At 36.1% G+C, this 13,135-nt stretch carries 10 protein-coding genes; 6 read left to right on the top strand and 4 right to left on the bottom strand.

Annotated features, from left to right (window positions below; genetic code table 11):
- The first annotated feature begins 129 nt into the window (after positions 1-129).
- Complete coding sequence (locus WJM97_RS06820) at positions 130-1,650, top strand: GTP-binding protein (RefSeq protein ID WP_353932288.1); 1,521 nt, start codon at positions 130-132, stop codon at positions 1,648-1,650.
- A 719-nt stretch (positions 1,651-2,369) separates the two neighbouring features.
- A complete protein-coding gene (locus WJM97_RS06815; RefSeq protein ID WP_353932287.1) occupies positions 2,370-4,157 on the top strand; it encodes a serine/threonine-protein kinase in 1,788 nt (595 codons plus the stop codon).
- Between the two features lie 21 nt (positions 4,158-4,178).
- On the opposite strand, the gene WJM97_RS06810 is transcribed toward WJM97_RS06815, so the two are convergent.
- Positions 4,179-6,281, bottom strand: a complete 2,103-nt coding sequence (locus tag WJM97_RS06810) for a tetratricopeptide repeat protein (protein ID WP_353932286.1) — start codon at positions 6,279-6,281, stop codon at positions 4,179-4,181.
- A 102-nt stretch (positions 6,282-6,383) separates the two neighbouring features.
- On the opposite strand from WJM97_RS06810, the gene WJM97_RS06805 reads away from it, so the two are divergent.
- Positions 6,384-7,076: a rhomboid family intramembrane serine protease gene (locus tag WJM97_RS06805; protein ID WP_353932285.1), complete on the top strand. Its 693-nt coding sequence runs from the start codon at positions 6,384-6,386 to the stop codon at positions 7,074-7,076.
- A gap of 67 nt (positions 7,077-7,143) precedes the next feature.
- Positions 7,144-7,929: a Uma2 family endonuclease gene (locus WJM97_RS06800; RefSeq protein WP_353932284.1), complete on the top strand. Its 786-nt coding sequence runs from the start codon at positions 7,144-7,146 to the stop codon at positions 7,927-7,929.
- A gap of 47 nt (positions 7,930-7,976) precedes the next feature.
- Here the strand turns inward: WJM97_RS06800 and WJM97_RS06795 are convergent, their stop codons facing one another.
- The 3 genes from WJM97_RS06795 to WJM97_RS06785 all read right to left on the bottom strand — a co-directional run bounded on the left by WJM97_RS06795 (position 7,977) and on the right by WJM97_RS06785 (position 11,920).
- On the bottom strand, positions 7,977-9,857 hold the full coding sequence (locus WJM97_RS06795; protein WP_353932283.1) for an ABC transporter ATP-binding protein: 1,881 nt from the start codon (positions 9,855-9,857) through the stop codon (positions 7,977-7,979).
- Between the two features lie 28 nt (positions 9,858-9,885).
- Positions 9,886-11,238 carry a glutathione-disulfide reductase gene (gor, locus tag WJM97_RS06790; RefSeq protein WP_353932282.1) on the bottom strand — a complete coding sequence of 451 codons (1,353 nt, stop codon included), beginning with the start codon at positions 11,236-11,238 and terminating at the stop codon, positions 9,886-9,888.
- A 151-nt stretch (positions 11,239-11,389) separates the two neighbouring features.
- On the bottom strand, positions 11,390-11,920 hold the full coding sequence (locus tag WJM97_RS06785) for a peroxiredoxin (RefSeq protein ID WP_353932281.1): 531 nt from the start codon (positions 11,918-11,920) through the stop codon (positions 11,390-11,392).
- 165 nt (positions 11,921-12,085) lie between these two features.
- Here WJM97_RS06785 and WJM97_RS06780 point away from each other — a divergent pair, with 165 nt between their 5' ends.
- Complete coding sequence (locus WJM97_RS06780; RefSeq protein WP_353932280.1) at positions 12,086-12,520, top strand: Fur family transcriptional regulator; 435 nt, start codon at positions 12,086-12,088, stop codon at positions 12,518-12,520.
- 176 nt (positions 12,521-12,696) lie between these two features.
- Positions 12,697-12,930, top strand: coding sequence for a hypothetical protein (locus WJM97_RS06775; RefSeq protein WP_353932279.1), 234 nt, complete (start codon positions 12,697-12,699; stop codon positions 12,928-12,930).
- Positions 12,931-13,135 lie beyond the last annotated feature (205 nt).

Here is a 13,135-nt window from a genome sequence, read left to right as displayed (position 1 = left end):
GGGAAACATTTTATACAATATCAGTCTGAGTTGATTAAAATCTGTCTATTTGTATTCTAGACAAAAACTCTGGACAGATTAAGATCGAAAAACACCGACCTACTTAATATTCTCTTATTTTTGCTATTTATGCCTTTGTCGCGCATAGTCACACTCATTGTTGGTCTAATTATAATCTTGGGATTAGCCCTGTGGCTGATTGATTCCCTAAATCGGCTGTACTGGCAACTATCCTATTCTCCCCTATTAGGTAATCTGCTGTTGTTACTGTTGATTGTACTTTTAGGAGGATTGATTGCGGCCTTTGTCTATTATGTGTTAGTTCTGCGATCTAGTGAAAGTAAATCTCGTCGCCAACGCCAAAGATTTACTGCTGCCCAAATTCCAGCAGCTAAGTCTGACGCGGCTTCCAGCACTCTCCAAGCTGTACGTCAACAGGTGGCGCAAATTCAAGATGAAGTTACCCGTCAAGCTTTACTCAGTCGCACCAGGGAAATTGAAACCAATTTAGCACGAGGAGAAATTCAAGTGGTGGTGTTTGGTACGGGTAGCGCGGGTAAAACCTCTCTAGTGAATGGGATTATGGGCAGAATTGTCGGCGAGGTAAACGCGCCTATGGGAACAACCCAGGTAGGTGAAACCTATTGTTTACGCTTAAAAGGATTAGAGAGGAAAATTTTAATTACTGATACTCCCGGAATTTTAGAAGCGGGAGTGGCCGGAACAGAAAGAGAACAGTTGGCTAGGGCTTTGGCCACAGAAGCAGATTTATTATTATTTGTTGTAGATAATGATTTACGCAAATCTGAGTATGAACCACTTAAAGGTTTAGCAGAAATTGGTAAGCGATCGCTATTAGTTCTTAATAAAACTGATTTATATACAGAAGATGATCAAGAAGTAATCTTGTCTAAGTTGCGGCAACGGGTACGGGATTTTATTCCTAGTAGTGATGTAATTGCGATCGCTGCCAACCCTCAACCCGCACAATTAGAAACCGGAGAAATTTTCCATCCAGAACCAGAAATTGTCCCCCTATTAAGACGTGTGGCTTCTGTATTAAGGGCTGAAGGTGAAGATTTAGTCGCAGATAATATTCTTTTACAATCTCTCCGTTTAGGAGAAGAGGCTCGTAAATTAATTGATTCCCAACGTCGTCGTCAAGCTGATAAAATAGTGGATAGATATCAATGGATTGGGGCTGGTGTGGTGTCAGTAACCCCTTTACCAGTTGTAGATTTACTAGCCACAGCCGCAGTTAATGCCCAAATGGTAGTCGAGATTGGCAAAGTTTATGGTTGTGATTTGAATATGGAACGGGGGCGGGAGTTAGCCCTATCTTTAGGAAAAACTATTGCTGGTTTAGGTATTGTTAAAGGTGCAGTTGAATTACTCTCCACGGCTTTGCAACTTCATATAGCTACGTTTGTCATCGGCCGTGCTATCCAAGGAGTGACAGCAGCTTATTTAACTCGCATTGCAGGTAAAAGCTTTATTGAATATTTTCGCCATGATCAAGATTGGGGTGATGGGGGAATGACCGAAGTAGTACAGCAACAATTTCAAATCAACCGCCGCGACGAGTTTATGAAAGGATTCATCCAGGAAGCGATCGCCAAAGTCGTTAAACCTCTGACAGATAAAGAATAGTTAAGCTCATCTCCCAAAAGACAGCAATAGTGGATTTTGCAAGCATTGTCACAGTCAGAATAGAGCTTTGTTTTTCCCCATAGCCAAGGACTATCCCTCTGGCTTGTCTCTCATGTATCCTGACGACCACCCAACAATAATTAAACTATCACCAAAGGTACAAGCCGTTAGACCTGATAAATTCTAGATTGGTTAGTGAAATTCATCAGAATTAGTCTATTAAAATTCCTAAATGCATAAAAACCTTGATGTATTTAAATCAGTGCGTATTCTACTAGCAGCACTCGCACAAGATCAAAGACTTTTCACCTTTCCTGAGATCAATAGAATGACTCTAGGTTGTTAACTGAGTAGTTTTACTTACACTCCTAACACCTAAAAATTTTGAGCTTCTAGGACAAAAGCGTTCTTTAAGATACTACTTCTATCCGTGTAAACCTTGAGCCAGAAAACCTTAATATTTAACTAAGTATTCTCTAGTAAATGTATTAAATAGGACTGCTACCTTAACAGACTTGACAGACCAATCAAGCCACAAATCCTTGTGTTTACTGGATTTTATCCTTGCAATTCAACAAAATGATCTGAAAAATTAGAGATTTATTTAACACCTAATAATTTAAAGCCACTAATAATTGTTGCTCGGTATTCCGGAAAATGTCTATGAATCTAGAAAAAGTAGGTAACAACTTATGTAATCTTCTCTCAGTAGGTGACTTATGAATAAACAAACCATCAGACCACTGTTAAATGGACGTTACCAAATTATTCAAAGTCTTGGTGCAGGTGTATTTGGACAAACATACATAGCTGAAGACACTAAAGATGTAGACTATCCAGAAAAACCCAGATATGTTGTTAAACAGCTAAAAATTAATAACTTTCAATCTAATGCTTACTTTGACTATCTGAGACTCCGATTTCTCACAGAAACTGAAACCCTCAAACATCTGGGACAGCATGACCAAATTCCTGAACTCATTAGTTGTTTTGAAGAAAATGAACAATTTTACTTAGTGCAGGAATATATTTCCGGAAAACCCTTATCTTCAGAATTAAAAACTAATCAACAGCAGGGTTATAAATGGAATACCTCCGAAGCAATGAAATTTTTGGAAGATGCTTTAGGTATTCTAGAATTTGTTCATTCTCAAGGTTTTATTCACTGTGATGTCAAACCAGAAAACTTAATCAGACGCAGTTACGATGGGAAATTAGCACTAATTGACTTTGGTTCTATTCAACCAGTTGACTTTAGCACTGATGCGGAACTGCCTATTTCCCAAATTCCTGTGACTTCATTGGGTTACATTCCACCAGAACAATTTTTAGGTCAAACACAACCTAATAGTGATATTTATGCTTTGGGAATGATTGCACTCCAGGGTTTAACAGGTTTAACACCCTTGCAATTAAAAATTGACCCTGGCAATCATGAAATTCCCTGGACTTATGAAAATACACAAATAGATGAATATCTGGCTGTATTTATCAGTCAAATGATTCGCTATAACTACCAAGAAAGATTTCAATCTGCCAGCGAAGCTTTATGGGTATTTAAACACATTACATGGAAACATCAAGCAGTAGGACTATTAACATCAAATATACCTATTAGTGCTAGAAAAACTCCTAAAGATCAAAATAAAAAACTAGACCCATTATTAGCAGGAATGCGATGGGGAATAGCCATAAATTCTGTAGTAGTTGGTTTGGGAGTTTATTCTCTAGTAACTAATTCTCAATCCTATTCAGAAACTGAAAAGCTATCTCAAGCAATTACAGAATATCAAGCGGGAAATCTAGAACAAGCTATTAACTTAGCTAAATCAGTTCCTTCCTACAGTAATGTATATCCAGAAGCACAAGAAACCATCGCCGAATGGCAGAAACAATGGCACGCTGAGACTAAAAATTATTTGGTAGCAGAACAAGCTTTAAAAGAAGGTAATTTGTCGGATGCTGTAAGTGCTGTGGAAAAACTTCCTTTTACTTCCTATTGGCGTGCGAAAAGAGAGAAACTAATCGAAAAAACCATCGAAAAAACACAAGCTCAATTAGCAGCAGAAACAGAAACTTTATTAAATCAAGCCTATGAAAGTGCTGCGAATCAAGACTTTGCTACAGCTTTAAAACACCTGCGTCAAATTCCGCCAGAAACTTCTGCTGGTGCTATTATTCAACAAAAATTGGCTGAATATAATCAAAAAATGCAAATCAGATCCAATTATTTGTTAAACAAGGCTTACCAAAAAGCTTCGGTTAATGACTTTGGCAGTGCAATTAAATTTTTAGAAAAAATCCCTGCAAGTAGTGAGATTTATCCTCAAGTAAAGGTTAAATTACAGGAATACAAAGAAAAACAGCAAATCCGTAATAGTTTAAAAAATAAGCTCAAAGCTATGGTTAAAGTCAATAAATCTATGATTGTTGGTCAAATAGAGTCAAATATGAAATTTTCATATTCGCCTGATTCATTTGATGGAGAAGTAAATATCTCAACCTAATTAATGCTTGATTAAACTTGATTAAAATTTAATACTAGGTAAAATAATCCAGCCCACTTTTTTTGGGTTTAATTTATTTTCTATCTGTTCGCGGGCTTTAATTGCTTGTTGGTAATCGGGATTATATTTAATGGCCTGATTATAGGATTCTAGTGCTTCTTGATATCGTTCTAAACTAACTAAAGCATTGCCTCTACTATACCAACTTTCATAGTGATTTTTCTGATAATTGACTGCTTGGTCATAGGCGGCGATCGCATCTTGATACTTTTTAAGTATATACTGGGAATTACCTAAATTATACCATGCTTGATAGTTATTTTTACTAAAAGAAAGAGATTTTTTGTAAGCCTCAATGGCTTCTACATAACGTTGACTTTGATGTAGTGACCATCCCAAACTATACCAAGCTTGATAATTACGAGAATTATATTTAATCACTTCTTTAAAAGCATCCACAGCTTCAGGATATCTTCTAAATGTTACTAAGATATTACCTCTAGCAAACCAAGATTGATAATGACTAGGTTGATATTGTACTACTTGATTGTATGCTCTTAAAGCATCTTGATAGCGGTTTAAATTGATCAGAGAATTACCTAAATTATATGCGGCTGATATATGATCTGGTTTTAATTCTAAAACTCTTGCATAAGCCACAGCTGCATCATCATACTGTTGAATACTTTGTAAGGATAAACCTTTCTTATACCAATATTCATCATTATCTGGTTGCCATTCAATAGCTTCTTCATAGGATTTGATGGCATTATCATATTGTTTTAAACTTCTAAAAGCATCACCTCTGGCATTCCATACAGAAGTATAATCATCGTGAACTTTGAGGACTTTATCAAAAGCAGAAATTGCTTCTGAATATCGCTCTAATTCAGATAAAGTCAAACCTCTACCTGTCCAGGCTTCTAAATAATCTGGTTGGATTTGAATTGCTTTATCATAGGCTGCTAATGCTTCTTGGTATTTTTTTAATGCAAATAACGCTCTACCTTGTCCATACCAACCTTGAATATAATCTGGTTTAATATTGACCGCTTTTTGATAAATTGCCAGTGCATCTTCGTAGCGATTGAGTTGTAAAAGTGTGTTACCTTGACTATATAAATCTACAGCGTTATTGTTATTAATTTGATTAAAAATATATATTGATGCTGTTGTACCTATAGCTAATAAAAACATTCCTAAAGTTAATTTAATAAATATAGATTTTTTAAATTGTTTTGGTTGTGGTTGAAATTGATTTACTGGGGAGTTGGGACTAACAACTAATGTTCCGCTAGATGGTTTATTTAACTCTTGCAATGCTGTTAATGCTACTGTTGCCGAAGCATATCTTTGTCGAAAATCATAACAAATCATCTGATCTAAAAAGTCGGCAAACTTAGGAGTAATTTTGGCATGATTACGCCAGATAATTTCATTAGTGTCAGCATCTTTATCTAGTTCTAAAGGTGATAAACCAGTAATTGCTTGCATGGCAATAATTCCTAAAGCATAGATATCACTGCTGAATTTTGGACTGCCTTGGGCTTGTTCTCCAGGAATAAAACCGGGTGTACCAATAGCTACAGTAGCTTGAGTTTGTCCTGGAGTCATAATTACTTGGGTAGTAATTTCTTTAACTGCTCCAAAATCAATTAAAATTAATTTATGATCCTGTTTACGCCTTAAAATATTCCGGGGATTTACATCACGATGGATCACCTTTTGTTTATGTACAAAGTCTAATATTTCTAAAATTTCTGTTAATAAATTAATTACTTGTTCTTCACTAAAGATTTTTCCCTCTGAAAGTTCTTGGGATAAATCATGACTAGGAATATATTCTTGGACAAGATAAAATTCGGCTTGTTCTTCAAAGTAAGCTAATAATTGGGGAATACGATCATGTGTCCCTAATTTGTATAATACCTGGGCTTCGGTATCAAATAACCGTCTAGCTATTTCCAAGGTTGCAGCATGATTAGACTGAGGCTTGAGTTTTTTGACAACACACTGAGGAGAACCAGGTAAATGAGTATCAGAAGCAACATAAGTTTCCCCAAAGCCCCCTCCTCCCAAGCGGCTGATAATCTGGTATCTTCCAACAAGTGTATTTCCTATCATCTCGGTTGCTAATTTGAGTGCAATATTAGATTATTACAATCTTGCCACAGGAAACTGAATAATGGTGCAAGATGAGTAAATGATAATTACAAATAAATTCAGATGATTCCTATTAGTGATAACTTTTATAGTTGGAAAAAGCCAATTGTTACTTATTGGTTGATTGGCATTAATATTGCTATATTTTGCGGGGAACTTAATTTAGATATTCATGGTCAATTAGGTAATTTCGTTAATAGTTGGGGGATAATTCCCTTACAAACTAAGATAGCTATAACAAATGCCGTTTTTTATAATTCAGCAGCTTGGATAGTGGTTTTCTGGCGTTTACTTGCCTTACCAATTTCTTTGTTTTTACATAGTAGTTTTAGTCAAATTTTGGGCAATTTACTATTTTTATGGGTGTTTGGTAAAACTGTAGAAAGAAGTTTGGGAAGACAAAGATATTTAATGTTATATTTTGCGGCGGGAATTTTTGCAGGTATGATCCAGATTTTTATGGAATCAAAATTAGCTATACCAGTAGTGGGAGCAAATGGGGCAATCTCGGCAATTTTAGGAGCTTATATTATCAAGTTTCCTAAAGTTAAAATAGATTCAGTTTTACCCTTGATTATCATTTTTATTCCTGTGGAAATTCCTGCTTTTTTATATTTGTTTTGGTGGTTTATCCAGCAGTTATTTTATAGTATTGGCGGTTTAAATATTCCTGGTGGTATAGCTAATCTTGGTTACTGGGGACAGTTTGCAGGTTTAGTAACAGGTGCGGCTTTTATGCGAATGGTAAAAAGGTAATTCGTCATTCCTGAACTCCTTAATTTTGCAGTAATATAAAAGTATTAACAATTCCCACACTAAAGTTATGTCAGAAATTATCATTGCTGAACCTAGTGTGAAACTGCCACCAACTCAGGTAGAACTTCCTTGTGATGATGGTATTCCCATGGAAACACAACGGCATAAATTCCAAATGGATATGCTGATTGATACCCTATGGCCTTGGTTAGAAGCCAGGTCTGATGGTTATGTCAGTGGCAATATGTTTGTTTATTTTAGTTTGGCACAGTTGAAAAACCAAGACTTTAGAGGTCCAGATTTTTTTGCTGTTTTAGGAGTCCCAAAAAAAGAACGTTTATCATGGGTGGTTTGGGAAGAAGGAAAACCACCTGATGTGGTAATTGAGTTACTTTCTGAAACTACCGCATCCGAAGATAAAAACGAGAAAAAGCTGATTTATCAAAATTTGTTGCGTGTTCCTGAATATTTTTGGTTTGACCCTTTTAATCCCGAAGATTGGGCAGGATTCTATCTCAATCGCGGTGTTTATGAACCTATTCAACTTAATTCTAAAAATCAATTAATCAGTCAATCTTTGGGTTTAGCATTAGTGCGTTGGCAAGGCAGTTATAGAGGTGTTGAAACTACCTGGTTACGTTGGATAACTTTAGAAGGGGAATTATTACCTACAGGTCAAGAAATAGCAGATTTAGAACGACAAAAAGCAGAACAGGAAAAGCAACGCGCCGAACAAGCAGAATCACAATTAAGACAAGTTGCCATTAATTTATTAGCGACTGGAATGTCTTTAGAACAGGTTGTTAATTTAACAGGTTTAGCAACTTTTGAAGTAGAAAAACTGATGAATTAAAAGATGTGATTTCCAAAACTGGGAGAAATTTATATTTCTCCCTACTGCTAGATTCCCAACATTTGTAAATTATGCAGTGTTGAATAAAAACCACCTTCTGCTATTAATTGTTCATGACTGCCCTGTTCAATTAATTCGCCCCGCTTTAACACAAAAATTCTGTCTACATTACGAATAGTTGATAAACGGTGAGCGATAATAATGGCTGTTCTTCTAGTTAAAAGTTGATTTAATGCCTGTTGAACTAATGCCTCTGTACCAACATCTAAATTAGCCGTAGCTTCATCTAAAATTAAAATTTGTGGGTTACGAATTGCGGCCCGTGCAAAGGCTAAAAGCTGCTTTTGTCCACTAGAAATATTTGTTCCCCTTGCTCTTAATTCAGTATCATAACCTTGAGGTAATTGATTAATAAAATCAGCTACATTAGTTTTTTCTGCTGCCTGTTCAATTTCTTCCCAACTGTAGCTATCTCCTAGAGTAATATTGCTTTTAACATCACCAGCAAACAGAAAAGCCTCTTGTAAAATTACTGCCATGTAGCGTCTTAGTTCTGCCTGTGCTATCTCTCGAATATCTACACCATCAATTAAAATACGTCCTTGGGTGGGTTCATATAGGCGACATAAAAGGCGAATAACTGAACTTTTACCCGCGCCAGTCGGTCCGACTAAGGCGATTTTTTCCCCTGGATGAATGGTAAAGTCTAAGTCTTTGATTACATAGTCATCATCTTTGTAGGCAAACCAAACATTTTCAAATTTGATTTCTCCTAGTTCTGGTGTCTGGGTGAAATTCTGTGTTTCTAACCCATTGATTATTTCATCTATATACCCAAATTTATTATCTAAAATTGAGAAGCGAGGATTAGCTTTATCCCTGATTTCTATTGGTTCATCTAAAACACCATTTACCCTTTCAATGGCAGTAAAACCAGATTGAATAGTAGTAAATTTCTCAGCGAAATTTTGGAGAGGAATAAATAGTCTCTGGGCGTATAAAACAAATGCTGATAAAATTCCGAAGGTGAGATTGTCTTCTAATAATAATAAACCACCCGCCCACAACACCCCAGCAATGGCAATTAAACCAACCCATTCTAAGGTGGCAGAAACAGCGGAATCATACCAAATGCTAGTATCAAGTTCTTTAATATATTTTTTATTGGTGTTTCTAAATAACTCACTATTAAAATTTTCGCGGCGAAATAGTTGCACTACATCAATACCAACAATGTTTTCTTGTAGTTGGGAATTAATTCGTGATAGTTCTTCTCTAGATTTGTAATTAGCTTTTCTATATTGTTTTTGAAAATAAATTATTAACCAGGCAATCGGTAGTAGGACGGATATTAATAGTAAAGCTATTTGCCATTGGATCGAAAACATAAAACCAATGATGACTAGCATGGAGAATAGATCAGAAAAAATGCCAACAGCCCCAGTTGCAAATACATCTCCTAAACTTTCAACGTCATTTATTAATCTAGTGATTAGTTTACCTATAGGTGTACGTTCAAAAAAATTAACTGCTAAAGATGTGACGTGATGAAATAAATCCACACGAATTGCCGCTGTAATTCTTTGTCCCAATTTTTGGACTAGATAACCTTGATATCCCGTAAGTGCCAATTTAATGATAATTGTCACCAGAAATAATCCCTGAATAATATTTAAACCTTCTATTAAAGAACGATTTTTCAGGAATTCATAAACACCAGGTTCTTGCCGAATTAAAGATACTGCTTGGCCAATTAATAAGGGTTGAACGGAATTAGCTACACCAATAGGTACAAGTAAAAACATTGATAACGCCAGTAATTTACCACTACGACGAGCATAGGGTAATAGGCGTAAAAATAACCGCCAGTCATTACTATTTTGACGGTTGTTTTCTGGGGCTTTTTTTGGTTTTGGATAGATGCTCATGTTATCAGTTATGAGTGATAACTGATTATTATCTCATGGTAACGAACTCTTCGGCTGAACTAGGATGAATACCAACAGTGGCATCAAAGTTAGCTTTTGTTGCACCCATTTTAATGGCGATCGCCACCCCTTGAATAATCTCCGCTGCATTTGTACCTACCATGTGCGCTCCTAACACCTGATCGGTATTTTGATCAACCACTAATTTCATCATGGTTTTTTCTTCTTTCCCCGCTAAAGTGTAATACATAGGGCGGAAACGAGTCCGGTAAATTTTCACCCTATCACCATATTTTTCCTGAGCTTCTGCTTCAGTTAAACCCACGGTTGCCGCTTCTGGCATGGTAAAAATGGCTGTGGGGATATTTTCATAACTCATGGTTCGAGATTTACCACCAAATACAGTATCTGCAAAGGCTCGTCCTTCATTAATTGCTACAGGTGTTAAATTAATATTGTTGGTACAATCTCCCACCGCATAGATATTTTCTTCATCTGTACGGCTGTATTCATTAACAACTATTGATCCATCATGTAGTTTTATTTTGGTATTTTCTAACCCCAAGTTTTGCGTATTTGGTTTACGTCCAAGGGCCGCTAAACTAATCACATCAACCACAACAGTCTCTTCTGTTTCTCCATCTTTGCGGACTGTAACTTTAATCCCTTCTGCATCTTTTTCAATGGCAATTAATTCCACATTATTAATGACATTGATACCATGATTAATCATTCCTTGTTGGATTTCTTTTCGCAAATCATCATCAAAACCACGCAAAATCATATCAGAACGGGTGATTTGGGTAACTTCTGTCCCCAGTCCATTCATAATACAAGCAAATTCTGAACCAATATAACCACCACCCAAAATTACCATCCGCTCTGGTTGTTTTTTGAGGTTAAAAATATCATCAGAAGTGATAGCGTGTTCAATTCCTAAAATATTTGGTTTAATGGGATGACCACCAACGGCAATTAATATTTTATCTGCTGTAACTTGTTTATCACCAACTAAAACAGTATGGGAATCAACTAATGTTCCATAACCACGTAATACTTCTACTTTGGAATTATCAAGCATTTTTTGATAAATTCCATTCAGACGATCTACTTCATTATTAACTGCGGTAATCATCTTTTCCCAATCAAAGGAACTCTCCATACCACTCCAGCCATATCCTTGAGCATCAGTAAATAACTCAGGAAAATTAGCTGCATAAACCATTAATTTTTTAGGAACACAACCACGATTTACGCAAGTTCCACCTAGTCTATCAAATTCTGCAACTCCTACCTTAGCACTATATTGTGCTGCTCTTCTAGCTGTAGCAATTCCACCAGAACCAGCACCAATTACAAATAAGTCGAAATCGTAGGTCATAACAATTTTAGATTTTAGGTTTGGGACTTTAGATATTGTCTTATCTACAAATTATCAAATATTTTGGATGATCAGGATCAGAATTGGAGATGGTAATAGAGATGAAAAAATTAGTCATCTCATCACCTTTTCCCCAATCACCAATTACCAATCACGCACCCTTGAGGTACTTTAACATGGTGTCTGCATCTGATACTTCAAAAGGATCAGTGGGGCAATTATCGCTGTAACCAGGTTCAGTAAAGATTTTTTCGATTTTACCGTTATTTACTACCATTGAGTAACGCCAAGAACGCATTCCAAAGCCCAAGTTAGATTTATCTACTAACATTCCCATTTTACGGGTAAATTCGCCGTTACCATCGGGTAGTAGGAATACGTTCTGAGCGCCTTGTTGTTTACCCCATTGGTACATTACAAAAGCATCATTTACAGAAACGCAAATTACTTCATCAATCCCTAATGCTTTAAATTCTTTATATAGTTCTTCATAGCGGGGTAGGTGGGAAGTCGAACAGGTGGGAGTAAAAGCACCTGGTAATGAAAACACAACTACGCGCTTACCAGCAAATAAATCTACGGTCGTACGATCTTCCCAACGGAATGGGTTTGGTCCACCTATGGACTCATCACGGACACGGGTTTTAAAAACAACGTCAGGTACAGTTTCGATTACAGCCATGTTAACCTCTTTTATTGAATTTCTCATATCTAAGAATAATTCTGATTTAGGAAAAATTCAATAGTTATAAATACTTAAATTTTATAGAAAGATAAAGATACTACTAATTACTGAATAGGATAGAATATAATTAAGAGTAAAAACTCTATAAATACGGAAACAGCTATGCAAAAAGAAGCAAACGCAATTGTTGAAACCTTGAAGTCCAAGGGTTTACGGGTAACACCTCAGCGGTTTGCTGTATATGCCAATTTATTATCACGTACCGATCATCCCACCGTTGAGCAACTATTAACTGACTTAAATAAAGATTTCCCTGTTTCATCACAGGCAACTATATATAGTTCTTTACAAGCACTTAGAGAAGTAGGGCTGGTACGTGAAGTCTTATTACAGGAAGGTGTATCGCGTTATGATGCTAACGTTCAACCCCATCATCATTTTTGTTGTCATCAATGTGGTGCGATTGAAGATATTGCTTGGGAAACATTCCGGTGTGTGGAACTAAAAAATCTGCGTCCTGGTTTACGAGGTGAAACCTATGAGGTGACAGTTCAAGGTTTATGCAATACCTGTGGAGAGGTGACAGGGGAATATTAATAAATCAATACCAGATAGCATATATTTGTGATTTACATCACATATTTACTGCTACTGCTATCAACATAATAGTTGATGACTCTCACAGGTTATAGATTAAGTCAATCACTCAAAAGATATGGATTTCGGGGGATATTAAAGTTATCAAGTTTTGATAAAGTTCAAGGATTACTACCATGCGTCAACTTCAAAATCTTCCCGGAGCTATTTCCGAAATCATTGCTTCTTCTGCTGATGATGGAATTTTAACTTTAGCAGATCGCTATGGGTTAATGGCAGCTATTTTAGATGATTTATTAGAACAAGAAGAAGAAGAAGCAATTAATAGACTGTTAAGACGCGTGGTTAGAGGTCGTATTCAGATGACAGATAAAATTTCTGGCGATCGCTTATCTTCTGATAATTTATGATTATCTCCTATTGTTGTGACATAAAAACAGATCAAACAAAATAATCGAGATAAATTTATAAAGTTTATTATTTAGAGATTATTCAAACAAACCATGAATCAAGACTTAGCTGTAAAATTGGGGGAACTACAAGCGGAAATTTATTGGCTACATGATGATGCCGACAAATTGATAGGATTAGCAATGGTGCCGAGCGCAATGACAA

It is taken from the genome of Okeanomitos corallinicola TIOX110 (assembly GCF_038050375.1).
In the GTDB taxonomy this organism is placed as follows: domain Bacteria; phylum Cyanobacteriota; class Cyanobacteriia; order Cyanobacteriales; family Nostocaceae; genus Okeanomitos; species Okeanomitos corallinicola.
Note: the sequence above shows the minus strand (reverse complement) of the source record. Positions and strands in the feature narration are given on the sequence as shown.